This is a genomic window from Polaromonas sp. (genome assembly GCF_016185115.1).
GTDB lineage: Bacteria > Pseudomonadota > Gammaproteobacteria > Burkholderiales > Burkholderiaceae_C > Polaromonas.
Map to the genome: position 1 here is coordinate 357,643 of NZ_JACPOF010000020.1, position 24,283 is coordinate 381,925.

Sequence of the window (24,283 nt, forward strand, 5' to 3'; positions counted from 1 at the left end):
TTTTTTTAATTGGCGGATGGATGGGTAACGGGGTCAGGCTTCGTTCAATGCCATGTCGGCAGCACTGAGAAAGGCATCGCTGAAAAATTCTTCTTGCGGCAGCCCGGCCGCAGAAACAAAGTCGTTCGATGCCGCCTCGACCATGCGGGGGGAGCCACAGGCATAGACCTGATGGCCGGACAGGTCGGGCACGTCCCTCATTACCGCATGCTGGACGTACCCGGTGAAGCCAGTCCAGCCGTCTTCTGGCTGCGGTTGTGACAGGACCGGCACATAGGCAAAGTCAAGCTGTACGGCAAGGCTCCTGACCTCTTCATCCATGTACAGGTCAGCCGGACGGCGACCGCCCCAGTAAAGCCGTATGGGGCGCCCGATTTTCCTGCGCACCGCATACCTCAGCATGGACAGGATCGGCGCGATGCCGGTTCCCGTCGCGATCAGCACCAGCGGTTTTGCACTCTCCTCACGCAGGTAAAACGTACCGAGCGGCGCATTCAGGCGCATCAGCTCGCCCTCCCGGAGGCTGAAAAACACCTTGTCCGTGAACAGGCCGCCGGGCATGTGCCGGATGTGCAGCTCGATGTCGATCACGCCTTCAGCCGAAGGTGCGCTGGCGATCGAATAACTGCGCGTCTTGCCGCCCGCCAGTTGCACGTCGATGAACTGCCCCGGCGCAAACATGAGGTTTTCATTCATGGGCAGGCGCAGGTCAAGAATGGCCACATCGGGCGCCGGTTTGCGTATGCGCTTGACACGGGCGGGCATCAGCCTGGGCTTGACCCGGGCCAGCACCAGCTCTTCCACCTCGACTTCGATGTCACTCAGCGGCTTGGCCTTGCACAGGAGCGCGAAACCTTTCTGCTTCTGCTCGTCCGTCAGATAAGAACCATGGGCGTTGCCGTAATCCACGGTGCCCTGCACGATCTTCCCGCGGCAGGTCTTGCAGTTGCCGGCGCGGCAACTGTAGGGCATGTTCAGGCCGCTTGCCAGCCCGGCATCCAGCACGGTGGTGCCGGCGGGTACGTCATAACTGTGGCCACTTGGGCGCAGGACGACTTGAAAACCCATTCCCGTTCACTCCGCCTGCATGCCAAGCTGCGGCAGCAGCGTGGCGTTGGTTTTGAGATCGGCACGGATCATCTGCGTCATGGCCGCGGGCGTCATGGCGGTCGCCGCAACGCCGTCGGAGGCATAGTGGGCCATGAGGTCCTGCTCGGCCAGGGCGCGGGTGATCTCCTCATTGAGTTTCCTGATTACCTCGGGTGGCGTACCCCGCAGCGCCACCAGGCCGACCCATGACTCCACCATCACACCCTTCGGGCCGCCAGCTTCCTCGACTGTTGGCACGTTTGGCGCCACGCTGGAGCGCGAAGGCGCAGCCACCGCCACCACTTTCAGCTTGCCAGCCTTGACCAGCGGGTTGAGAGAGCCCATGGACAGCACGGTGAAGTCCACCTCTCCCGTAGATGCCGAGATGCCCAGTTGTGCGCCGTCCTTGTAGGGAACGGCCATCATCTTCGTGTCACTCAGGTGCGCCAGCACGGCGCCGCCGAAATGCGGCGGGCTGCCGACGTAGGGAATGCTGTAGGTCACGCGGCCAGGCGCTCCCCTGGCCTTGCCGACCAGCTGGCCGATGTCCTGGTACGGTCCGGCAACAGATGTGGCGATGAAAAACGGCGCACGGTAAATGGTGGAGATCGCCTCAAAATCCTTCTCCGTGTCGTAGGGAAGTTTCTTGAAGAGGTAGGGGTTCATGGTGAGGTGCGCATTGCTGACCAGCAGCAGCGTGTGCCCATCGGCCGGTGCCTGCTTGAAACCGTTGACGGCAATGAAACCGTTGCCGCCGGGACGCGCATCGATGAAAACCTGCTGACCCAGGCGCCGTGACAGCTTTTCGGCCAGCACACGCATGGCGAGGTCGGGGCTCAGGCCGGCTGGATACGGCGAGATCACGCGTATCGGCCTGGATGGAAAGGATTGCGCAGCGGCGTGGCCGGTCAGCAGCAACAGGCCGGCCAGTGAAACGGAGATGGAACGTAAAAGTGTTTTTGCCGTGGGACGGCTCCGCGTGGCGGACTGATGCATGTTTGTCTCCTGCTATGAATGGAAGTGCCTCGAACACGCTCTTGACGGCGTGTGATGACAGTTTCCGTTATTTCACAGGATGCACAAATACCTGTTTATGGAATACCTTTTCCCATGTATGGAAAGATCACAGAGGCAGGCCAGGCGAGGCCAGCTCCCGCGCGTGTCAAAGCTGTGACTTCAGGAATTCAAGAAAGATGCGGGTCCGCGCAGGCATCATTCGGGTGGCCGTGAGTGCAAAGATGGGCAGCGGCGCGGCAGCCCAGGCCTTGAGGACCCGTACCAGCTTGCCGCTGGCCACTTCCTCCCTGCAAAGGTCACCGGGCAAAAGGGCGATGCCGGCCCCCCCCACCGCCAGCCGGCGGATCAGGCCTATGCCGTTGAGCACCAGCGGGCCGCTGACCCGGACCTCGCCTTTTTCTCCGGCTTTGTAAAGGGTCCACAGGGACCTGATTTCGGTCCCGTTGAGCCGCTCCCGGATGCAGGCATGCGTTTTCAGGTCTGCCAGCTTGCGGACGGGCGGATGTGTACGGAGATAGTCGGGCGAGGCATAGAGGTGCATCTGCCCCTCGGCAAGTTTGATCGCCGTGAGGCCGGAGTCGGGCGGAGTGCCGATATAGATGGCAACGTCGCAGTTTTCAGTGGCGGGGTCCACTACGCGCGTGGTGAGTTCGAAGTCCACAACCAGTTCGGGGTAACGCCGGCAAAAGTCCGGCAGACCCGCCACCAGCCGCAGGCCGAAGTCGGCCGTCATCGCAACGCGCACCTGGCCGCGCGGCTGCACCCGTGTCCCCAGCACCTCTTCATGCGCGTTGTCGATGTCCTCCATGATGCGCTGGCAGCGCAGAAAGTAGGCCTCGCCCTCTTCGGTCAGTTCGACCTTTTTTGTCGTGCGTTTCAGCAGCCTCAGGCCTATATCCCGCTCGAATTCCGCGATCCGCCGTGACACGGTGGACACCGGCATCTCAAGGGCCAGCCCTGCGCGTGAAAAACCCTTCAGCCGGGCGACCTCCACAAACACCACCATACCGCGCAGCATTTCAGGGCTCATGTAGGACCTTGTGATGCGGGGCCGGGCCAGTCCGGCCATATCAAACCGGCCAGACAACCCCGTTGTCATTGAGAATCGCATCCAGCGGCACATCATGCGCCTCAGGCTCCATGTCAGGCAGCCAGCCGTTTGTGAAACCGAGCCCGACGGTGAAAGGTTTCGGCTGCAAGGTCGCCAGCGTGCGGTCATAAAACCCGCCACCGTAGCCCAGCCGGTAACCCCCGTGCCCATACCCCACACAGGGCACAAACAGCAAGGTCGGCACGATCACCTCGGTGTCCTTGGGCTTGGGAATGCCGTAAGCGTCTTCCTCCATCGGGCAGCCCGGGTACCAGGCATGAAAGGTCAAGGTTTTGTGAACCTTGTTGACCACAGGCAGTCCAATCCGCCGGGGCTGGGGTGAATCCAGCAACTCGCCGTCTTCCTTCCAGCGATGCAGGGCGGGCAGCGGGTCGAACTCTCCCTTGATGGGCCAGTAGGCGCCAATCACTTCGTCGGGCCGGCCGACCAGCCAGATGCGCATCACACGCTGTAACAGGTCGGCGCGCTCCAGCCGGTCGGGCAGGTTCAACCGTTCTTCTATGAGCGCTTTGCGTGTGCTTAATTTGTCCATAATGTTCGGGTTCTGATGGCCTTATTTTTACCAATGCGAATGGAGTGAAAATGCCGCCAATCAAGACGCACGACGACGGTCAGACTATAGTCTTACCAAGGAGTGCAACGCCGAGTGGTGGCGTTTTCACCCCATTCCCTCCGGGTTGCGGCCAAAAGGGTTTGGGCCAGCGTTTCGAAGCCTTACCGGGGCTGACCCCGGTTGCATTTCGCGCCTTGCCCCAAACCCTTTTGACCCGCAACGCAATGGTAAAAATAAGGCCATCAGAACCCATGCTATCCAAAATTTTCTCGGCGACTTTTTTTACCTGCTTCCTTGCAGCCTCAGCCTGCATTCCGGCCAGCGCGCAGACCAGCTCAAATGCGGCAGCTGACAGCGTGCTGCTGGACATGAACCAGGCCTTCAAACGTGGTGACCGCAGAAAGCTGGCGCAGCTGCTGCCGCAGGCGCGCGGCCATGCGCTGGAGCCCTGGGCCGCCTACTGGGAACTGAAAGCCCGGCTGGGCGAGGCCAGCGCGCAGGAGGTGCAGGCCTTTCTCGCACGCTACCCCGGCACCTACCAGGAAGACCGCATGCGCAATGACTGGCTGCTGCTGCTGGGCCAGCGCCGCGACTGGGAAAGTTTTGCGTCCGAACACCCGCAATACCGCATGGCCGACGACCGGGAAGTGCGCTGCTATGCACTGCTGATTGAAAACCTCAAGACCGGTCCCTCGTCAGGTCCGCGCATTGCAGAAGAGGTCAAAAAGAGCTGGTTTGCCCAGCGGGATGCGGATGACGGCTGCACCACAGCCGCCGCGCGGCTTGTCGGCACCCAGCATCTGGGCCCGACCGATGTGTGGCTCAAGGCCAGGCTGGCAATGGAGGCGAATCGCCCACGCGCTGCACGCGACGCGGTGAACATTGTCTCGCCGGAGTCGCTGGACCTGGTGGCAGAACTCAATGCCAGTCCGTTGCGTTTCCTGGCAACCAAACATATTGCGATTACAAAAGTCAGGAAAGAAATCATCCTGCTGGCGCTCATCAAACTGGCCACCACCGACGCAGACGGCGCAGCCGGCATGATGGACAAGTGGGGCATGCAGCTGACCAGCGAAGAACGCAACTGGGCCTGGGGCGCGATTGCCAAGCAGGCGTCCACCAAAATGGGCACGGTGCCTGCAAGCCAGCCGCTGGCCTGGTACGCAAAGGTAACCAAAGACAGCGACCTCAGCGACGACATGCTGGGCTGGAAGGCCCGCGCAGCACTGCGCGCCGGCAACCAGCCGCGCTGGCCACTGGTTCTGCAAGCCATCAACGCCATGAGTGACGAGGCGCGCCGCGACCCGACCTGGGCTTACTGGAAGGCCCGCGCCCTGCTGGCAACACTGCCCGCATCGGCGACCCAGCCCACAGTCATGTCTGTCACGCCCGGTGTAACGAACACCGTCACGATTGCACCGCAGCGTGCAGAAGCGCTGGCTTTGCTGCAGTCGATAGCATCGGTTCGCGGTTTCTATGAACAACTCGCGCTTGAGGAACTTGGCCAGAAGATCACGGTACCCGCAAAACCTGCAGCCGTCACCGCAGAAGAAAAAGAAGCAGCACGCCTGAACCCAGGCCTGAACCGCGCCGCTTATGCAATAGCCATCGGGCTGCGGCCCGAGGGCGTGCGTGAGTGGAACTACAGCACCAATCTGGCCAAAAATGGCGGCATGACAGACCGCGAACTGCTGGCCGCTGCACAGTTCGCCTGCGACCGCCAGATCTGGGACCGCTGCATCAACACCAGTGACCGCACAAAGGCCGACATCGATTTCGACACGCGCTTTCCCATGCCCTTCCGTGAAGCCGTCGTCAAACGCGCACAAAGCATCAATCTTGACCCGGCCTATGTCTACGGACTGATTCGCCAGGAAAGTCGTTTTGTGATGGATGCCCGCTCGGGCGTGGGTGCATCCGGCCTGATGCAGGTGATGCCCGCCACCGCACGCGAAACCGCACGCTACATAGGCCTGACAGGCTTTACCGCTGACCAGATCAATGATCGGGATACCAATATCACGATAGGCACCGCGTATCTCAAACGTGCGCTGGATGATTTCGGTGGCTCCATGTCGATGGCAGCAGCGGCCTACAACGCAGGGCCGGGCCGGCCACGCACGTGGCGCGGCCAGACCGGCAGCCCCACGGTAGAAACCGCGATCTGGGCGGAGAGCGTGCCATTCGCGGAAACACGCGATTACGTCAAGAAGGTTCTGTCCAACACCACGAATTACGCCGCCATCCTTACAGGCCAGCCCCAGTCGCTTAAAGCCCGGCTGGGCACGGTGGGCCCGCGCGACCCGGGCCAGCCCGAGCCCGACAGGACCATTCCCTGAGCGGTGGGGTGCAACGATGCAATGGTGGCAGGAAGTCGGCGACACGGTTCTTGAGGAATTCTCGGACCTCACGGATGCGGCGCAGGCCACGCGTATCGTCCTGCGCCTGATGGTGGCGGCCGTACTGGGCGGCCTGCTGGGCATGGAGCGCGAACACAAGGGCAAGGCGGCCGGCGTACGCACCCACATGCTGGTGGCAATGGGGTCCGCCCTGTTTGTGCTGGTCTCCCAGCAGGCTGGCATCATCGCCACCGACATGAGCCGCGTGATCCAGGGCCTGATTGCCGGTGTGGGTTTTCTGGGCGCAGGCACCATCCTCAAGGGCCAGGCCGAAGAAAAAGTGCAGGGCCTGACCACCGCAGCCGGCATATGGATGACGGCCGCCATCGGCATGGCCGCAGGGCTGGGGCTGGAGGTCACGGCTGTGCTCAGTACATTGCTGGCGCTGGCGATCTTCTCCATCGTGCCCTGGATCATCCGGCGCATCGACAGGTCGGCAGATGAAACCAGCCCCGCAGTCATCACCTCCGGCAGCAAAGATGAGCGCTGAAGGCGACGAGCCGACGCTGTTTAAAACCGCCAGCGAATGGACGGCCTGGCTGAAGAAACACCATGCCAGCAGTACCGGTATCTGGCTGCAGATTGCAAAGAAAGACGCACGCCTTGTATCACTCACCATTGGGCAGGCGCTGGACGCTGCGCTCTGCTACGGCTGGATAGACGGGCAGCGCAAAAGCCTTGACGCCGGGAGCTACCTGCAGCGCTACACACCGCGCGCCAAACGCAGCCCCTGGTCAAAAATCAATCGTGAGAAAGTATTGGCATTGATAGCCAGCAGAAAAATGCGCGCGCCCGGGCTTGCTGAAATAGAGCGCGCAAAAGCAGATGGCCGCTGGGATGCTGCCTACGCATCGCAGAAAAACATGGAAGTGCCCGAAGACCTGGTGGCTGCATTGAAGAACAAGCCGCGTGCCAGGACATTTTTTGAACAGCTCGATTCAAGAAACCGTTACTCGCTTCTGCTCAGGCTGCACAGCGCAAAGAGGGCAGACACACGCGAACGCCGGCTGCAGGCGTTTGTTGCCATGCTCGACAGCCATGAGACCTTTCACCCACCCGCAAAGAAAAAGGCGGCCGTCAAAGCCGCCTGATCTTCCAGTTTCAGGGTTTTCTATGCCTTGGTGCGTTGCGAGACGAACTCGCCTTCGTACCCTTTGGCCAGCGATATTTTTTCAGCTTCTGTCAGCACCTTGCCGGCGAGCTGGAAAACGCCCTGCTCTTCATCCTTGAGGTGGTGGAACACCTTGTGATGCAGCTCCCTGGCCGTTGCCAGCCAGGCTGGCGAGCTCACGTCGGTGTCTTCGAGCTTCTTGACCAGCTTGTCCATGTCATGGTGTTCGGCAATGCCGTGGCGCGAGGGTTCCTGCGTCATGTCATGTGCAATCAGCGGCACATAAAAGAAGCGTTCCTCTGCCGCAGCATGCGCGGCCAGTTCCAGCTTGAGTTCCCTGAACAGCACGGCACGTTCCTTGCTGTCGCCAGAAGTCAGGATCAGTTGATCGGCCAGTGTGCGCTGGGTTTCATGGCTTGTACGAAGGGCTTCAAAAATGTTCATGAGCAACAGTGTTGCCCGCAAGGCCGGGCGTGTCTGTAGGAGACGGCATGTTCAGCGCGACAGTGGCCACCGAAAACGCAGCATTGATCGCCCATCAACAGGAGATTTGCACAAGGTGTTAAATACAGGCCTATGAAAAAAATACTCATACTCGGCGGCACAGGGTTTGTCGGCAGCCACCTGTGCGAAAAACTGGCTGAAATTCCGGTTCGCACCACCATCCTGACCCGCAGGCGCGACAAGGCCAGGCATGTGCAAATGCTGCCCATGGTGGATGTTGCCGAGTTGCACAGCTATGACAGCGCATCGCTGGCGCCGCTGCTGCAGGAGCACGACGCCGTTGTCAACCTGACAGGCATTCTTCACGGGAACGAAGCCGCTTTCGACAGGGTGCACGTGCAGTTGCCGCTTGAGCTGGCCCGTGCCTGCGAGGCAGTCGGCCAAAGGCGCATCATTCATGTCAGCGCATTGGGCGCCGGCATCAATGCGCCGTCGATGTACCAGCGCAGCAAGGCACGCGGCGAGGCGGTGTTGCTGGGCTCGGGTCTGGATGTGACGGTGCTCAGGCCCAGCGTGCTGTTCGGCACGGATGACAGGTTCATGAACACCTTTGCGAAGCTGCAGCAGTACTTCGCGGTGATTCCGCTGGCCGCCAGCAAGGCGAAGTTCCAGCCGGTGTGGGTGGAAGACGTGGCGACGGCCATCGTCAAATGCCTGGAGGACAAAACCACCATCGGGCAGACCTATGAAGCCTGTGGCCCGGAGGTCTTCACGCTGAAACAGCTGGTGCAGCTGGCTGGCCGGTACAGCGGGGTCAACGACGGCGAGGGCAGGCCCGTGATCGGGCTGCCGGACGCGCTCGCCCGGCTGCAGGCCTGGCTCATGGAACTGGCACCCGGCGAGCCCCTGATGAGCCGCGACAACCTCGACAGCATGAAGGAAGACAACGTCGCCAGCGGCAAGCTGCCCGGCCTGCAGGCGCTCGGCATCACGCCAACGGCGCTGGGAGCAGTCGTGCCGATGTATCTGGGCGCCCAAGGTCTGCGCAGCGGCCTCATGGCCAAACGTAAAACTGCAGGCAGGTTTTAGGCCCCCACGCTGGTTATTGGGGTCAGACGCCAATTTCGCTGCGGTGCGATGCACCGCACCCCTCGGGCAAGCCGGAGGCTTGGCGAATTTGGACTCTGACCCCAAAAACCAGTTGCCCCCGAGGGGGCGCTGCGCCTGCGGTCTGGCAAAGCCAGTCCCGCGGCCCCTGCTTGCATAAAGAGGGGGAGAGGGGTTGCCCGTTAAGGCATCAATCATCGGGTTTCTTTGCATCAATCCAGGAGCACCGGTGATTTAGGATTCACTGCCTCGCCCCAAAAGGACTTCCGTGCCAAAGCTCTACATCGCGAATAAAAATTACTCGTCCTGGTCCATGCGCGCTTGGGTGCTGCTCACGCAGGCCGGTATTGCGTTTGAGGAGGTCATGGTGCCTTTCGGCGCCAATACATTTGAAGCGGGTTCTGCATTCAAGCAGGCCATGCTCACCGTCAACCCTGCAGGCCAGGTACCGGTACTTGAAGACGATGGCCTGTTTATCTGGGATACCCTGGAGATTTCAGAGTACCTGGCCGAAAAATATCCTGACAAACATCTCTGGCCGCAGGACGTCAAGGCCCGCGCCCGTGCCCGCAGCATCTGCGCCGAAATGCACGCCGGCTTCGGCGCCCTGCGCAACGCCTGCCCCATGAACATCGAGGCAGCGCTGCACGAGGTGGGCGCGCTGGCCTGGCGCGACAAACCCGCCGTACGCAGTGATGTGCGGCGCCTCGTGGACATGTGGACGCCCCTGCTGGAGCAATACCGCAACGCTCCCGGCAGCCAGCACCTGCTGTTCGGCAAGTTCTCGATTGCAGACGCGTATTTCGCCCCGGTTTGCATGCGGCTGAAAAACTATGCCCTGCCGGTGCCACCGCACATCACGGCCTATATTGGGCGTGTCAGTGCTCTGCCCAGCGTGAAAGCATGGGTGGAACAAGCCTTGGCCGAGCATGACTTCGTGGAGGCGGACGAACCCTACCGGATCAGCCGCGACGTCTAAAAGTTAACATAGGTATTAACTTTCGGGTGTTTTTTAGCCCCGGCAGTGCCCTGAAAGCCAAAAACTGGCAAAAAAAGGCCATTTTTGAGGGTCAAATCGGCCTCCAGACCAATGAATACGCGCGTGAACAGCTACTTTATTGATAGCAAACACTGCCCATGCCTGCACCGCTAAACTGCCAGCATGCAGATTTTTATGGTCGGGGGTGCGGTGCGCGATGCCTTGCTGGGTTTGCCCGTGCAGGACCACGACTGGGTGGTGGTAGGTAGCACGCCTGAAGAACTGGCCCGGCTGGGCTACCTGCCCGTGGGCAAGGATTTCCCGGTTTTCCTGCACCCGAAGACGCACGAGGAATACGCACTGGCCCGCACCGAACGCAAGACGGCGCGCGGCTACCGCGGCTTTGAGGTGCAGGCGTCGCCTGATGTCACGCTTGAAGAAGACCTGGCCCGCCGAGACCTCACGATCAACGCCATTGCAGCGCCAGCCCGCCCGGACACGGATGGCTTCGAAGCCGATTTCCACAATCTGCAGGACCCGTTCGGCGGCCGGAAAGACATCCAGACAAAAACCCTGCGCCATGTCACCGATGCCTTCCGCGAAGACCCGGTACGCATCCTGCGCGTGGCGCGTTTCGCCGCACGCTTTACCGACTTCAGCGTGGCGCCGGAAACCATGCAGGTGATGCGGGACATGGTGGCCCACGGGGAAGTCGATGCGCTTGTTGCAGAGCGTGTCTGGCAGGAGGTGTCACGCGGCCTGATGCAGGCCAGACCCTCGCGCATGTTCGAAGTTCTGCGTGAATGCGGAGCCCTCCAAAGACTGCTGCCCGAGGTCGACAAACTCTGGGGCGTACCCCAGCGCGCCGAACACCACCCGGAAGTGGACACCGGCATTCACCTCATGATGGTGCTGGACATGGCCGCAGAGCTGAAGGCGCCGCTGCCCGTGCGTTTTGCATGCCTGACGCATGACCTTGGCAAAGGCACGACCCCGGCCGATGTGCTGCCCCGCCACATAGGCCATGAAGAGCGCAGCGCGCGCCTGCTCAAGGGCGTGTGCGAGCGCCTGCGGGTACCAGTCGAATGTCGCGAGATTGCCGACGTGGTGGCCCGCGAGCACGGCAACATTCACCGCAGCGCAGAGTTCGGCGCGGCAGCCCTGGTGCGGCTGCTGGAGCGCTGCGACGCCTTTCGCAAGCCGCAGCGGTTTGCCGACGTGCTGCTGGCCTGTGAGTGCGATGCGCGCGGGCGGCTGGGGCTTGAAGACTCGCCCTACCCGCAACGCCAGCGCCTGCTGGCAACGCTTGAAGCAGCACAGTCAGTGCCCACTCAGCAGGTGGCCGAGCAGGCGCAGGCCCATGGCGAAGACGGTAAAAAAATCGGCGAGCGCATTCATGCAGCGCGTGTGCAGGCTGTGTCGGACCAGGTCAGCCCTGCCGGCTGAAGGGCCGGACGCGACGGGATCGCACTTACACAGGCATTCAGGCGAAAGACGCCTACACGCGCGCGGGCCGGGTTTTGCTACGCTGGCTGGCGATGACAACTACCTTCATTTCACCCGGTCCCGGACCACGGCATGCAGGCACGCAGGCTGTATCCCGCATGCCGCGAATAACGGCGCAAACAGCGCTCTTCCTGGACTTCGACGGCACGCTCGTCGACATCGCCGCGCAACCCGATCTGGTGCAGGTGGCACCCGGTGTGACCGATCTGCTGGCTGGCCTGCATGAAGCCCTGGGCGGCGCATTGGCCATTGTCTCGGGCCGCAAGCTGTCCGACCTTGATCATTTTCTGGCGCCGAAACTGCTGCCTGTTTCGGCCGAACACGGTGCGCAGTTCCGCCTGGGTGACGGCAGCCTGAGCCAGGCCGCATCGCCCAACCTTCACGAAGTCTCCCGCGTTGCCCTTGCACTGGCGGCACAACATGCCGGCCTGAAAGTCGAGATAAAAACCACCGCTGTCTCGCTGCATTACCGGCAGGCTCCACAACTTGAATTGCTGTGCCTCGAGGCGATGGCCGAAGCCGTGAAGCGCTCGCCCGGGCTGGAACTGATGCAGGGCAAATGTGTGTTCGATATCAAGGCTTCCGGTGTCAGCAAGGGTTCTGCCATCGCGGCGCTGATGGGCCAATCGCCGTTTGCAGGCCGCCTACCGCTGTTCGCCGGCGATGACACCACCGACGAAGCCGGCTTCGCATCCGTGCAGGGTCTTGGCGGTGAGGCTATCAAGGTCGGCGAAGGGCACAGCCTGGCCGAACACCGCTGCGCAAGCCCCTCCGAGCTGCGGCAGTGGCTGAAGGCCTCCCTGCAGGACCTGCAGGGAGTTCGCGCATGACGATGCCCGCTCCGCTCGACAACTTTGGCCCGCCTGCCGAGGCCTCGCTCTCCATGGGTGTGATCGGCAACTGCGCCTTTAGCGCGCTCGTTGACAGGCGCGCGCGCATTGTCTGGTGCTGCCTGCCCCGCTTTGATGGTGACCCCGTTTTTAATGCATTGCTTGATCCAGGTGAAAAGCCCGGCGCACAGCCGGGTGCATTTGCCATCGAGATTGAAGACTTCCACGAATCAAAACAGTGGTATGAGCCAAACACCGCAGTGCTGCGCACGCAGCTCTTCGACAAGGCCGGTCAGTGTGTGGAGGTCACCGACTTTGCGCCGCGCTTTTTTAATCGTTCGCGTTACTTCAGGCCCATGACGCTGGTGCGCCGCATCCGCCCGGTGCATGGCGCACCGCGCATCCGCGTGCGGCTGGACCTGCGTTACGACTGGGGCCGTGAGACGCCGGACATCACGCGCGGCAGCAACCACGTGCGTTATGTGGGCAAGGAAATGACGCTGCGGCTCAACACCGACATGTCCATCTCCTACCTGCTGGAGCAGCAGCCTTTTGTACTGACGCGCGAGCACAACTTTCTGTTCGGCGCCGATGAATCCCTGTCAGACGGCATTGCCGACACCGCACGCCTGTTTGAGCAGGAAACGATTTCGTACTGGCGCACATGGAGCCACCGCCTGCACCTGCCGCTTGAGTGGCAGGACGCCGTCATACGCGCGGCCATCACGCTGAAACTTTCGCTGTTTGAAGACACAGGCGCCATCGTGGCTGCCATGACCACCAGCATCCCGGAAGCGCCGGGCAGCCAGCGCAACTGGGACTACCGCTACTGCTGGCTGCGTGACGCGTTTTTTGTGATCCGTGCGCTCAACAGCCTGTCTGAAGTCGGCACCATGGAGGACTACCTGCGCTGGCTGTACAACGCCGTGATGCAGGCCAGGGGCGGGCATATCCAGCCGCTGTTCGGCATCGGACTGGAGCGCGAACTGCCCGAATCCATGATGACGCATCTCGGCGGTTACCGCGGCATGGGCCCGGTGCGTGTCGGCAACCAGGCGCAGGAGCATTTCCAGCACGACGTTTACGGCAACGTGGTGCTGGGGGCGGCGCAGGCCTTTCATGACCACCGCCTGCTGCACCGCGGTGGCGCGGCAGAGTTCAGGGAACTTGAGAAAGTCGGCGAACAGGCTGTACTGACCTACGACAAGCCCGATGCCGGCATGTGGGAGCTGCGCACGCGCGCACGCATACACACCTCATCTGCGCTGATGTGCTGGGCCGCCTGCGACAGACTGGCCAAAATTGCTGTCGTCCTCAAGCAGGCAGACCGCGCGGCCTACTGGCGCGGCCATGCCGACGTGATGCAGGAGCGCATCCTGCGCGAATCGTGGAGTGAAGAGCGCCAGGCCTTTGCAGAAAGTTTTGGCGGGCGCGACCTGGATGCGAGCGTACTGCTGATGATAGAGGTGGGTTTTATCGACCCCAAAGACCCGCGCTTTGTGGCGACCGTCGATGCCCTTGAAAAGTATTTGTGCGACGGCCCTTACATGCGACGCTATGAGGCGCCGGACGACTTCGGCAAACCCGAGACCGCCTTCAACATCTGCACCTTCTGGCGCATTGACGCACTGGCGCGCATAGGCCGCAAGCAGCAGGCCAGGGAGATTTTCGAAACCATGCTGGCCGCACGCAACCACGTCGGCCTGCTGTCGGAAGACACGCACCCCGCCACCGGCGAGATGTGGGGCAACTTTCCGCAAACCTATTCGATGGTGGGCATCATCAATGCAGCAGTGAGATTGTCTGCACCATGGGATAGCCAGATATGACCAAACATACCAACGCAAGCACGGGCCGCAGAACCGGCTTTGCCGGGCTGCAGGCGCGGCCCCCTGCAAGGGGGGAAGGCGCTACACGCAGTGAGCGTCCGACGGGGGTGTTCAATTGACCCGGCTGGTTGTTGTCTCAAATCGCGTGGCGGACCCGCGCAAGACAGCGGCGGGTGGTCTGGCCGTCGCGCTCGCAGACGCACTCAACACCACGGGCGGCATGTGGTTTGGCTGGAGCGGCACCATCGTCAAGGACGGCGCCACGGGAGAAGGTGAACTGCACACGCAACAGGCTGGCGACGTCACCCTGGCCACGGTTGACCTCTCGCAGGAAGACCACGATGGGTATTACCTCGGCTACAGCAACGATGTGCTCTGGCCGGTGTTTCACTACCGGCTGGATCTCGCGCGTTTTGATGCCGGCCACATTGATGCCTACCGCCGCGTCAACCGCCTGTTTGCGCGCAAGCTCATGGGCCTGCTCAAGCCTGATGACATCATCTGGGTGCATGACTACCACCTGATTCCGCTGGCGGCAGAACTGCGCGCCATGGGCTGCAACAACCGCATCGGTTTCTTCCTGCACATACCGCTGCCGCCACAAACCGTCCTGGCCGCGATTCCGCAGCACGAATGGCTGGTGCGCGCACTGTTTGCCTATGACCTTGTCGGCTTTCAGAGCGAGGCCGACCTGATTCACTTTTCCCGTTATGTTCAGGCCGAAGCCAACGCGACGGCCCTGGGCAACGACCGTTTCAGGGCCTACAACCGCACAGTACGCGCCGGTGCCTTCCCGATAGGCATAGACGTCGATGAGTTCCAGGCGCTGACCCAGGCCAAAGACGGCATGGATATGTACCACCGCATGAAGGAAGAGTATTCGCGCCGCAAGCTGCTGCTGGGCGTGGAGCGGCTGGACTATTCCAAAGGCCTGCCGCAGCGCATGCGCTCTTTCCGCACGCTGCTCCAGAAATACCCCGAAAACCTCAACAGCGCAACACTGATACAGATCGCCTCACCCAGCCGCGAAGACATGGGCGCCTATGCCGACCTGCTGCGCGAGATGGAAAGCCTGTGCGGCTCGATCAACGGCGACTACGGCGAGCTTGACTGGATGCCGATTCGTTACATGCATCGCAACGTGGCTCGCAAACGCCTGCCTGGCCTGTATCGCGCCGCGCGTGTTGCACTGGTCACACCGCTGCGCGACGGCATGAACCTGGTGGCCAAGGAGTTCATTGCCGCGCAGGATGAGAATGACCCGGGCGTGCTGGTGCTGTCACGCTTTGCCGGTGCCGCAGAGCAACTTGAGCATGCGCTGCTGGTGAACCCCTATGACATTGATGGCACGGCTGAAGTGATTCAGCAGGCGCTGCAGATGCCTCTGGAAGAGCGACAGGCGCGGCATGAGAAGCTGCTGTATCGCATACGGCGGCATGATGTGCACTGGTGGCGCAAGTCATTTCTTGATGCGCTTGCCGGGACGGATTCGACGGATCAGCGCAATCAGGTGAGTTTGCGGAAACCTCCACTTAATGAGGATGTTTCGGCTGTTAATCGGGGATGATGGGGTTTGGGTTTGAGGGTATTGCCCTTCACGACCAGGCCGGGGGTTGCCCGGCGGCAAGTCACTTTTCTTTTGCTTCGCCAATAGAAAACTAACGAAAAGAAAAGGCGACCCCCACTCCGCGTCCCTGCGCTTCGCTCCGGGCAGCAGGGGTGAGGGACTAAATACAGAAGACAAATGCCAATCTCCGTTGTCTGTCATTGCGGGCTTGACCCGCAATCCATCTGAAACGAAGCGGGGATGGATCCCGGATCAAGTCCGGGATGACAAAGAAAACTCCCCGAATCCGAATTCATTCCCCCACCCCGTGGAGGCTGGGCCGAGCAGCGCAGGTTGCCCGAAGGGACCCAGACGTCGGGTCGCCCTTCTTTTGGGTACTTGTTCTTTGGCGAAGCAAAAGAAAAGTGCCTCGCCCGCCGGGGCGAGTCCCGGCCTGGTCGTGAGGGGCACAGCATGTAACCCAGACAACACTGCGGCTACAAACAAGCTCAGGGCTCAATCAAGGCCAAAGCCGCATAATCCCCAACCTTGTCTTTCAGGCCAGCTGCCACAAGCTCAACCCCAGCCGTCAACGCCGGCAAGCGCCCATCAATCTCCGCCTGCAAACGCGGCAACAGATAGCCGCGGTTGTTCCAGAACACACTGCCACCCAGGCTGATCCGCTGCAAGTCCAGCGTCACCACCAGGTTGTAGAGGCCACGGCCCATGACACGGCACAACTCGTCAACAATCCCGACCGCAGTTGCTTCCCCTGACTGCGCGGCTGACAGCAAGGCGGCTGCATCTGCATAACCCTGACCAGAAAACCTGCGCGCCATGGAATTACCGGCGACCAGCGCTTCGAGGTCGCCGATGTTTCCGCAGCCGCACAGGGCATCGTTGTTGTCGCTCACAAACATGTGGCCCGCATGGCCGGCGTTGCCGTGCTTGCCGCGCAGCACGCGTCCGTCAACACACAGGCCCACGCCAATGCCGGTGCTCCAGGTCACGTAGGCGCAGTGGTCAAAACCCTGCAGCGCGCCCCAGCGGCGTTCGGCCTCAAGGGCAGCGACGCAGTCGTTTGCTATGCGTACATTGTTGAAGGCCTTGCGCAGGGGCGCTTCAAGCGGAACGCTGCTCCAGTCATTGGGCAGGCCGCGCGCAGCGCCTGCAAGGCCGCCGCAAATATTGGGGGCTGCGAGTTCAATCAAACCCTGGTTCAGCACGAAAGGTCCGCACGACGACACGCCAATGGCAGACAGCGATTCAGGCGCCAGGCCTGCTTGTGCGCAACTGCGTTCGATCAAGGCCAGCACCTGCTCACCGAGGGCTTCACGTGTTCCCTGCTTGATGGTGGCTTCGGTGACGCGGCCACGAATGCCACGTGCATCGGCCATGCTGACTGCGACCTTGGTGCCGCCTATGTCAACGCAGGCAACAGGTGCTGCAATCCTGGCGAGTGAGGGTGTCACAGCAAGGGGATGGTTTAAGGATTTCTCCATAGATAGCCCCATGCTAACGCCTGCCACGAAGCACGCCCGTAGGCGCGAAGCTCAAATTATTTTCGCGACCAGGGTGGCGATCAGGCTCAGGATGACGGTGGTCGCCAGGGGGATAAACCATTCGCGGCCAAACAGCCTGAAGCGCAAATCCCCCGGAAGCTTGCCAAAACCCAGCTTGTGCAGCCAGGGTGTGAGCGCGCTGATCACCACCAGGATCAGGAAAATCACGATCATCCAGCGGATCATTTATTTACTTTCATGCGAAGCTCGCTTTATGCGGCCACGGCGCAGGGCCGTCCCAAGCAAGGCCAGCCCCCGCGGGGGGCAGCGCATCACACGCAGTGAAAAGCGTGGGGGCGTCATAACTTATGTGTACGGTCGCCCTGGCTAAAGCCCAGAGCTTCCCATTCCGGTGAATTCTTCGCACCCAGTGCAATGACCTTGAACAACTCGCCCATCTCGTGTTCATTGATGAGTTTTTGCACCATCACACGTTCAGGCAGGCTGACATCCTCAAGCCCGTCCAGCAAACCGCAATTGAGTAAAAAACGGCCCTGGCTGGTGTAGCCCAGCACCTGCATGCCGGCCTCTTGTGCGGCCAGCGCAATGCCGGTGAAGTTGACATGCGCGGTGATGTCCTTGTCTCCCACATCGACCAGCGGGTTGGTATCGGCCACATGCAGGCGGTGGCACATGAGCGTGCCCATGCTGCGCTGCGGGTGATAAAACTCCTGCTCGGGAAACCCGTAATCGATAAGGAAAGCCGCGCCGGCTTCCAGGCGGTCTGCCAGTGTGCGCACAAAACCTTCAGCCTGGGGGTGGATTTCGGTTACGTAGTCGTGCGGGCCTTCAATGTCGACCGGAGGGCGCAATTCGGTGAGCTGATCCGCATAGACCAAAGCACCTTGGTGAAAGGCCACGCCGCGTTCATGCCACACCGTTTTGATGCGGGCCAGCAGTTTCACCGGCATGGCGTCCAGCACCTCATTGCCGACGATCACGCCCCTGATCTGCACAGGCAGTTCGCCAACCCAATTGACCTTGCCGCCGAATGTGGCCAGCCTTTCGCCCTGCCGCTCACGCAGGCTGCCTGACAGGTCAACAATGTTGTAGCGTGCCACCTTGTCGCCAAGGGACTGCAGCAACTGCCCTGCCAGCGCGCCGGTGCCGGCGCCAAACTCCCAGACTTCGCTGGTTCCGCTCACATCCAGGGCCTGTTTGACCTGCCTGGCCAGCGCACGGCCAAAGTGGGGTGACATCTCTGGCGCAGTTGCAAAATCACTGCCGGATTGGGGCATGAGGCCGAATTTGCGCGAGCCGCTGGCGTAATAGCCCCAGCCGGGTGTGTAAAGCGCCATCTCCATGAACTGGTCAAAGCCAATCCAGCCGCCCGCGGCCTCTATGGCCCCCGCAATGTGCTTTTGCAGGCTGCCCGGTAAAATGGGGGGGTTGGTCGTCAACATCACAAAGCGTGATTGTCGGCGATTCGCCCCCCTCCACTCCCCAAACCGGTTGCCGATGCCTGATGCGCGCCATCCCCCTGTTGTTCTTGTGACCGGCGCCGCCAGGCGGCTGGGGCGCGAGATCGCCCTCGCGCTGGCTGGCGCTGGCTGGCAGGTGGCCGTGCATTACCGCAGCTCCGGGGCAGAGGCGCTCGAAACCGTGTCCGACTGCGCGCGCCTGTCGGGTGATTCAGCGGCCTTCGCCTGCGACCTGTCTGACGAAGCTGCAGTCAGGGCACTGCTGCCTGCAGTGATTGCAAAGTTCGGCCACGTCAATGCCGTGGTCAACAGCGCCTCGACCTTCGAGCACGACAGCACCGCAAGCTTCGGTTTTGCGGCCATGGAAAAACACCTGCGCAGCAACACGGGCGCGCCTATCCTGCTGGCCCAGGCACTGCATGCGCATGTGAAAGCAAGGAATGCCGCTGGAGCAGTCATCAACCTGCTTGACCAGAAGCTCTGGAACCAGAACCCTGATTTTTTAAGTTACACGCTGTCGAAGGCTGCGCTTGAAGCCGCCAACACCATGCTGGCCATGGCGCTGGCCCCACAGGTACGCGTCGTCGGCGTGGCGCCCGGGCTGACATTGACCAGCCACATGCTGAGCGATGCGCAGTTTGCGGCCCTGCACAAGCTGTCGCCACTCAATCGCTCATCTACACCGGCAGATGTGGCCGCGACCGTGAAATTTGCGCTTGAGAACCAGTCCATCACCGGCACCACGCTGCTTGTGGATGGCGGCCAGCACCTGATGAAGTTCGAGCGCGACTTCTCGCTGATGAACCCCGGCAACACCTGAGCCACCGGAACTTTTAAAGCCACACCATGTTCAATACAAGAGGCACCCAGATACTGACGCTGACCGGTTTGCGCTTTGACGCCAACCTGGGCATTCTTGAGCAGGAAAAGCGCGCGCCCCAGCCCATACAGGTGGATGCAGAACTTAACCTGGGCACCCAGCCGCTGACGCCCAGCGATGACGACATCGGCCACGTGCTGGACTACAGAAAGGTGCGGCAGATCATCATCAACGAATGCACGGCAGAGCATGTAAATTTGCTTGAAAGCCTGATCGGCAAGCTGGCTCACCGTCTGATGACCCTGCCGGGCGTGCTGGGTGTGCGGGTGAAGATTGCCAAACTTGAAATTTTTGAAGACTGCGAAGTTGCCATTCGCGTCGAAACAGGACAGTGGTAAGCCACATGGGAGCCAATGACATGAGTGCAGTGTGGATTGAAGATGAACAGGCCCAGGCCGCAGAAGACGCCAAATTCGCCCCGCCCGGCGCACGCCTGAAGATTGAACGCGAAGACCACAAGCTCGAAAAACGCCTGTGCCGCGAGGTGGGCCGCGCGATTGTTGACTTCAACATGATTGAAGAGGGCGACAAGGTCATGGTTTGTGTGTCCGGCGGCAAGGACAGCTACGCCATGCTGGACATCCTGCTCAAGCTGCAAAAACGTGCGCCCATCAACTTCGAGCTGGTGGCCGTCAACCTGGACCAGAAGCAGCCGGGCTTCCCTGAGCACATCCTGCCCGAGTACCTCGGCAAGCTGGGCGTGCCCTTTCATATTGAAAACCAGGACACCTACAGCATCGTCAAGCGCGTGATCCCCGAAGGCAAGACACTGTGCTCACTGTGCTCACGCCTGCGCCGCGGCATTTTGTACCGTGTGGCAGGCGAGCTCGGCTGTACCAAGGTGGCCCTGGGCCATCACCGCGACGACATGTTGCAGACCTTTTTCCTCAACATGTTTTTTGCGGCCAAGCTCAAAGGCATGCCGCCCAAGCTGGTCAGCGATGACGGCAAGAACATCGTCATACGGCCCATGGCCTATGTGACTGAAAAAGACCTGACCCGCTGGGCCCAGGTGCGCGAGTTCCCCATCATTCCCTGCACGCTGTGCGGCAGCCAGGAAAACCTGCAGCGCAAGCAGGTCGGCAACATGCTGCGCGAGTGGGACAAAAAATTCCCCGGCCGGCTTGAGAACATGTTTGCCAGCCTCCAGAACATCGTGCCCTCGCACCTCATGGACAACAAACGCCATGACTTCAAAAACATTCGCACCACAGGCGTGGCCGATGCAGATGGCGACAAGGCCTTCGATGCGGAAGAGTTCAACGAGCCTTTCCCGTCCACACTGCCGGGCACTGCGGTGATTTCATTGCAAAGCCTGTAACGCCGGCACGGGAGACAACAGAGATGGTGCGATTGCTCAGGGCTTTTGTTGTGGCGGCAGTGGCAGGTTTTGTCCTGGCCGGCTGCTCTGGCATGCGCATTGTTGACAGCGACGTCACCGCCTTTTCAGCCTGGAGCACGGCACCGCCTGTGCCCGGCACACCCTACCGCTTTGAGCGCCTGCCGTCGCAGCAGAATGTGCAGCAGGACAGGCTTGAGGGCATTGCCCGCGGCAGCCTGTCGAAAGTCGGCATGGTGATGGAGCCGCAAACCGCACGCTACAGTGTTCAGGTGATGTTCAATACCCAGTACCTGGAGCGTTTTCCCGATGACGGGTTCCTCTTCGGCGGGCCGGGCGTCTTTATGGGTGGACCGGTGGGCCCCTACGGTTTTGGTTACCCCATGCGTTTTGGCGAACCCTATTACAAACGCGACCTCACGATCCTGATGCGCGACCTGTCCAACCAGAAGGTGGTGTTTGAGACCCGCGCCTATCACGAGGGCGTGTGGGGCGACACACTGGCTGTGCTGCCCGCCATGCTGGATTCTGCGCTGCTGGGTTTTCCGCAACCCGCGCCCGGCACACGCCGCATCAATGTCGAAATCCCCCGCTGAATGACGGAGCCAACCCGCGTAATTGCCATCAGGCACGGTGAAACCGCATGGAATGTGGACACGCGCATCCAGGGCCAGCTTGACATTCCCCTCAGCGCCACTGGCCGCTGGCAGGCAGAGCGGCTGGGCAATGCCCTGAAGGGCGAGCCCATCACTGCCATCTATGCCAGCGACCTGTTGCGTGCGTGGGAAACCGCGCAGTACGTCAGCCGCGCAACGGGTGTCGAAATCACGCGTGAAGAAGCCCTGCGTGAACGCGGTTTTGGTGACTTCGAAGGCAAGACCTTTGCCGAGATCGAAACCCTGTTGCCCGAGCAGTCCATGCGCTGGCGCAAACGCGACCCGGAGTTTTCGCCCGCCGGTGGCGAGTCACTCATCGCACTGCGCCAGCGTGTGGTTGCGGCCGCAGAAAAACTGGCAGCGCGCCACCCGGGTGAGCTGATCGCCATGGTGGGCCACGGTGGTGTGATGGATGTGCTGTACCGCGCCGCCACCCGGCTGGACATACAGGCGCCGCGCACCTGGGCCCTCGGTAATGCAGCCATCAACCGGCTGCTCTGGACGCCTGAAGGTTTTACGCTGGTCGGCTGGGCAGACACCCAGCACCTGGACGACGACGCGCTGGACGAGACAACAAGCTAAGAACAAGTTCCAAAAGCAGATGGCCACCACAATCCACGTTAAAGATTACCTGCGCAGGCTGACCGGACAGCCCGTCAGTGCGATAGACACCCCGGCCCTGGTGGTTGACCTTGACGCCATGGATCGCAACCTTGCCACCATGGCAGCGTTTGCCGACGTGCACAGGGTGAAGCTCAGGCCGCACGCCAAGATGCACAAGAGTGCCGAAATTGCGAAACTGCAGATGGCGCAGGGCGCCGTCGGTGTCTGCGTGCAGAAAACGTCCGAGGCTGAGGCCATGGTCGCAGGCGGCGTCTACAACGTCTTCATCACCAATGAGGTGATTGCACCCCTCAAGCTGGTGCGCATCGCCGCCCTGACGCGGCAGGTGCTGCCGCATGCAGGCCGAATCGCCATCTGCGTGGACAGCATTGAGGGCATCACGCGCCTGGCCACCATCATGAACGAGTCACGTGCCGCATCAGGCATCGCGACTGAAATCAATATGTTTGTCGAACTCAACGTCGGCCACAACCGCTGCGGCGTCGAGCCCGGCGCTGCTGCAGTGGCGCTGGCGCTGGAGATACGCAAACACCCCGCGCTGAACTTCACCGGCCTGCAGGCCTACCATGGCAAGGCGCAGCATCTGCGTACGCCGGCCGAGCGACGCGTTGCGATCGCAGACGCCATCAAGGCAGTGGCATTGACCCGCCGGCTGCTGGAAGCCGAAGGCCTCAAACCAGGCCTGGTCACAGGTGCCGGCACCGGGACCGTCATGCTCGAAGCGGCAAGTGGCGTGTACGGTGAATTGCAGGCAGGCTCCTACCTTTTCATGGATGCTGATTACGCGACCAACCACCGCGAGTCCGGCCACCCGAAATTCGAGCATGCGCTGTTCGTCAAGACACAGGTCATCAGCACCCATGCCGATCAGGGTTATGTCGTTTGCGACGCCGGGCACAAGAGCCATGCCATCGACTCAGGCATGCCCAAGGTGCACGCCTTCAGTTCGCGCAGTACGCTGGAATATTTCAACGGCGGCGACGAGCACGGCATTCTCAAACCCGCTGAAGGCAACACCCGCCTTCCGAATCTCGGCAGCCTGCTCTGGCTGATACCCGGCCACTGCGATCCCACGGTCAACCTGCATGACGTGATGATCGGCGTGCGTGGTGGCCTGCTGAAGGGGACGGTGGAGCGCATCATCAGGGTGGATGCGCGCGGCGCAATCACCTGAAGTGAAACCCGGGCCAGGCTCCGGCTGAATTACTTTCCGGTGAACAACTCACCAGCGCTGGACGGCGGCGCCACACCGAGGTGCCGGTAGGCTGCCAGCGTGGCAATACGCCCGCGCGGCGTGCGCTGCAGATAGCCCTGCTGTATCAGGTAGGGCTCGATCACATCTTCAATCGTGTCGCGCTCTTCACCGATGCTGGCCGCGATGTTGTCCAGCCCGACCGGGCCACCGTCAAAGCGGTGAATCACGGCTTCCAGCAGCTTGCGGTCCATCACGTCGAAGCCCTGGGGATCAACATCCAGCATGGCGAGGGCCTTGTTGGCGATGTCGAGTGTGATGTGGCCTGTGCCCTTGACATCTGCATAGTCGCGCACACGGCGAAGCAGCCTGTTGGCGATACGTGGCGTGCCGCGTGAACGGCGCGCAATCTCATAGCCACCGTCTTCATCCATGGGCGCCTTGAGCAGCGCGGCACTGCGCTTGACGATGCGGGCGAGTTCGTCTGACGTATAAAACTCCAGCCGCGCCACGATGCCGAAGCGGTCGCGCAACGGATTGGTCAGCATGCCGGCGCGTGTGGTGGCGCCGACCAGCGTGAAGGGCTGCAAATCGAGCTTGATGCTGCGCGCCGCCGGGCCTTCGCCGATCATGATGTCGATCTGGTAGTCCTCCAGTGCCGGGTACAAAATTTCTTCAACGACCGGGCTCAGGCGATGGATCTCGTCGATGAAAAGCACATCGTTTTTTTCAAGATTGGTCAGCAGCGCGGCCAGGTCTTTGGGCTTTTCAAGCACAGGGCCCGACGTCTGCCGCAGGTTCACACCAAGCTCATGCGCAATGATGTGGCTCAGCGTGGTCTTGCCCAGGCCGGGCGGGCCGAAGAGCAGCACATGGTCCATCGCCTCGCTGCGTTTTCTGGCGGCGCCTATAAAGATCTCAAGCTGGTCGCGCACCTTGGTCTGGCCGACGTACTCGTCAAACAGTTTTGGGCGCAGTGCGCGTTCAATCGCTTCTTCGTTCGGTGAAGCGGGCGCGGCAGACATCACGCGCTTTTCGGGCGGCGTGCCTGGCATGAAGTCGTCGGTTTGAATCGTCACAATGCCGGC

The 24,283-nt window shown here is 61.4% G+C and carries 24 protein-coding genes; 15 read left to right on the plus strand and 9 right to left on the minus strand.

The genetic code is table 11. From position 1 onward, the window contains the following. Positions 1 to 33: 33 nt before the first annotated feature. From HYX42_RS14685 to HYX42_RS14700, 4 genes are all read right to left on the minus strand, one after another. The gene (locus tag HYX42_RS14685; protein ID WP_293404270.1) at positions 34 to 1,068 is read right to left on the minus strand and encodes a CDP-6-deoxy-delta-3,4-glucoseen reductase; all 1,035 of its coding nucleotides are present in this window, start codon (positions 1,066 to 1,068) and stop codon (positions 34 to 36) included. 6 nt (positions 1,069 to 1,074) lie between these two features. Beyond that, entirely contained in the window at positions 1,075 to 2,085 is a 1,011-nt protein-coding gene (locus HYX42_RS14690) for a tripartite tricarboxylate transporter substrate binding protein (RefSeq protein ID WP_293404272.1), read from the minus strand. A gap of 166 nt (positions 2,086 to 2,251) precedes the next feature. Then, positions 2,252 to 3,136, minus strand: a complete 885-nt coding sequence (locus HYX42_RS14695) for a LysR family transcriptional regulator (RefSeq protein WP_293404274.1) — start codon at positions 3,134 to 3,136, stop codon at positions 2,252 to 2,254. Between the two features lie 40 nt (positions 3,137 to 3,176). After that, positions 3,177 to 3,749 carry a 5-formyltetrahydrofolate cyclo-ligase gene (locus tag HYX42_RS14700; RefSeq protein ID WP_293404276.1) on the minus strand — a complete coding sequence of 191 codons (573 nt, stop codon included), beginning with the start codon at positions 3,747 to 3,749 and terminating at the stop codon, positions 3,177 to 3,179. 272 nt (positions 3,750 to 4,021) lie between these two features. Here HYX42_RS14700 and HYX42_RS14705 point away from each other — a divergent pair, with 272 nt between their 5' ends. From HYX42_RS14705 to HYX42_RS14715, 3 genes are read left to right on the plus strand one after another with little or no spacing between them, the layout of a single operon-like run. Further along, positions 4,022 to 6,109, plus strand: a complete 2,088-nt coding sequence (locus HYX42_RS14705) for a lytic transglycosylase domain-containing protein (protein ID WP_293404278.1) — start codon at positions 4,022 to 4,024, stop codon at positions 6,107 to 6,109. Between the two features lie 16 nt (positions 6,110 to 6,125). Next, positions 6,126 to 6,659, plus strand: coding sequence for an MgtC/SapB family protein (locus tag HYX42_RS14710; RefSeq protein ID WP_293404280.1), 534 nt, complete (start codon positions 6,126 to 6,128; stop codon positions 6,657 to 6,659). After that, the gene (locus HYX42_RS14715; RefSeq protein ID WP_293404282.1) at positions 6,649 to 7,260 is read left to right on the plus strand and encodes a YdeI family protein; all 612 of its coding nucleotides are present in this window, start codon (positions 6,649 to 6,651) and stop codon (positions 7,258 to 7,260) included. The genes HYX42_RS14710 and HYX42_RS14715 overlap by 11 nt, the downstream gene beginning before the upstream one ends. A 20-nt stretch (positions 7,261 to 7,280) precedes the next feature. Here the strand turns inward: HYX42_RS14715 and HYX42_RS14720 are convergent, their stop codons facing one another. Further along, a complete protein-coding gene (locus tag HYX42_RS14720) occupies positions 7,281 to 7,724 on the minus strand; it encodes a hemerythrin domain-containing protein (protein WP_293404284.1) in 444 nt (147 codons plus the stop codon). 132 nt (positions 7,725 to 7,856) lie between these two features. Here HYX42_RS14720 and HYX42_RS14725 point away from each other — a divergent pair, with 132 nt between their 5' ends. The 6 genes from HYX42_RS14725 (at position 7,857) to otsA (ending at position 15,542) form a co-directional block, all read left to right on the plus strand. Then, entirely contained in the window at positions 7,857 to 8,813 is a 957-nt protein-coding gene (locus HYX42_RS14725; RefSeq protein ID WP_293404286.1) for a complex I NDUFA9 subunit family protein, read from the plus strand. Positions 8,814 to 9,099: 286 nt separating this feature from the next. After that, a complete protein-coding gene (locus HYX42_RS14730; RefSeq protein ID WP_293404288.1) occupies positions 9,100 to 9,810 on the plus strand; it encodes a glutathione S-transferase family protein in 711 nt (236 codons plus the stop codon). Between the two features lie 183 nt (positions 9,811 to 9,993). Beyond that, on the plus strand, positions 9,994 to 11,256 hold the full coding sequence (locus HYX42_RS14735; RefSeq protein WP_293404291.1) for a multifunctional CCA addition/repair protein: 1,263 nt from the start codon (positions 9,994 to 9,996) through the stop codon (positions 11,254 to 11,256). A gap of 158 nt (positions 11,257 to 11,414) precedes the next feature. Further along, positions 11,415 to 12,146 carry a trehalose-phosphatase gene (gene otsB / locus HYX42_RS14740; RefSeq protein WP_293404293.1) on the plus strand — a complete coding sequence of 244 codons (732 nt, stop codon included), beginning with the start codon at positions 11,415 to 11,417 and terminating at the stop codon, positions 12,144 to 12,146. Continuing rightward, entirely contained in the window at positions 12,143 to 13,975 is a 1,833-nt protein-coding gene (locus HYX42_RS14745; protein WP_293404310.1) for a glycoside hydrolase family 15 protein, read from the plus strand. Before otsB ends, HYX42_RS14745 begins: the two co-directional genes overlap by 4 nt. 115 nt (positions 13,976 to 14,090) lie before the next feature. Next, complete coding sequence (gene otsA, locus HYX42_RS14750; RefSeq protein ID WP_293404312.1) at positions 14,091 to 15,542, plus strand: alpha,alpha-trehalose-phosphate synthase (UDP-forming); 1,452 nt, start codon at positions 14,091 to 14,093, stop codon at positions 15,540 to 15,542. Between the two features lie 488 nt (positions 15,543 to 16,030). Here otsA and HYX42_RS14755 read toward each other — a convergent pair whose 3' ends face one another. From HYX42_RS14755 to HYX42_RS14765, 3 genes are all read right to left on the minus strand, one after another. Beyond that, a complete protein-coding gene (locus HYX42_RS14755; RefSeq protein ID WP_293404314.1) occupies positions 16,031 to 16,993 on the minus strand; it encodes an ROK family protein in 963 nt (320 codons plus the stop codon). Between the two features lie 81 nt (positions 16,994 to 17,074). Then, on the minus strand, positions 17,075 to 17,269 hold the full coding sequence (locus HYX42_RS14760; RefSeq protein WP_293404316.1) for a DUF2905 domain-containing protein: 195 nt from the start codon (positions 17,267 to 17,269) through the stop codon (positions 17,075 to 17,077). 113 nt (positions 17,270 to 17,382) lie between these two features. Beyond that, the gene (locus HYX42_RS14765; RefSeq protein WP_293404318.1) at positions 17,383 to 18,486 is read right to left on the minus strand and encodes an SAM-dependent methyltransferase; all 1,104 of its coding nucleotides are present in this window, start codon (positions 18,484 to 18,486) and stop codon (positions 17,383 to 17,385) included. A 55-nt stretch (positions 18,487 to 18,541) separates the two neighbouring features. Here HYX42_RS14765 and HYX42_RS14770 point away from each other — a divergent pair, with 55 nt between their 5' ends. Genes HYX42_RS14770 through HYX42_RS14795 form a run of 6 tightly spaced genes read left to right on the plus strand, consistent with a single transcriptional unit; the run spans position 18,542 to position 23,177 of the window. Beyond that, positions 18,542 to 19,324 (plus strand): SDR family oxidoreductase, encoded by a 783-nt coding sequence (locus HYX42_RS14770; protein WP_293404319.1) that lies wholly within the window; start codon positions 18,542 to 18,544, stop codon positions 19,322 to 19,324. A 26-nt stretch (positions 19,325 to 19,350) separates the two neighbouring features. After that, complete coding sequence (locus HYX42_RS14775; protein ID WP_293404320.1) at positions 19,351 to 19,722, plus strand: dihydroneopterin aldolase; 372 nt, start codon at positions 19,351 to 19,353, stop codon at positions 19,720 to 19,722. 20 nt (positions 19,723 to 19,742) lie between these two features. Further along, complete coding sequence (gene ttcA, locus HYX42_RS14780; RefSeq protein WP_293404322.1) at positions 19,743 to 20,705, plus strand: tRNA 2-thiocytidine(32) synthetase TtcA; 963 nt, start codon at positions 19,743 to 19,745, stop codon at positions 20,703 to 20,705. Positions 20,706 to 20,728: 23 nt separating this feature from the next. Then, positions 20,729 to 21,319 (plus strand): DUF4136 domain-containing protein, encoded by a 591-nt coding sequence (locus tag HYX42_RS14785; RefSeq protein ID WP_293404324.1) that lies wholly within the window; start codon positions 20,729 to 20,731, stop codon positions 21,317 to 21,319. Beyond that, the gene (locus tag HYX42_RS14790) at positions 21,320 to 21,961 is read left to right on the plus strand and encodes a histidine phosphatase family protein (RefSeq protein ID WP_293404326.1); all 642 of its coding nucleotides are present in this window, start codon (positions 21,320 to 21,322) and stop codon (positions 21,959 to 21,961) included. Positions 21,962 to 21,980: 19 nt separating this feature from the next. Then, positions 21,981 to 23,177, plus strand: a complete 1,197-nt coding sequence (locus HYX42_RS14795) for a DSD1 family PLP-dependent enzyme (protein ID WP_293404328.1) — start codon at positions 21,981 to 21,983, stop codon at positions 23,175 to 23,177. Positions 23,178 to 23,206: 29 nt separating this feature from the next. Here HYX42_RS14795 and ruvB read toward each other — a convergent pair whose 3' ends face one another. Continuing rightward, positions 23,207 to 24,274 (minus strand): Holliday junction branch migration DNA helicase RuvB, encoded by a 1,068-nt coding sequence (gene ruvB / locus HYX42_RS14800; protein WP_293404330.1) that lies wholly within the window; start codon positions 24,272 to 24,274, stop codon positions 23,207 to 23,209. Positions 24,275 to 24,283 lie beyond the last annotated feature (9 nt).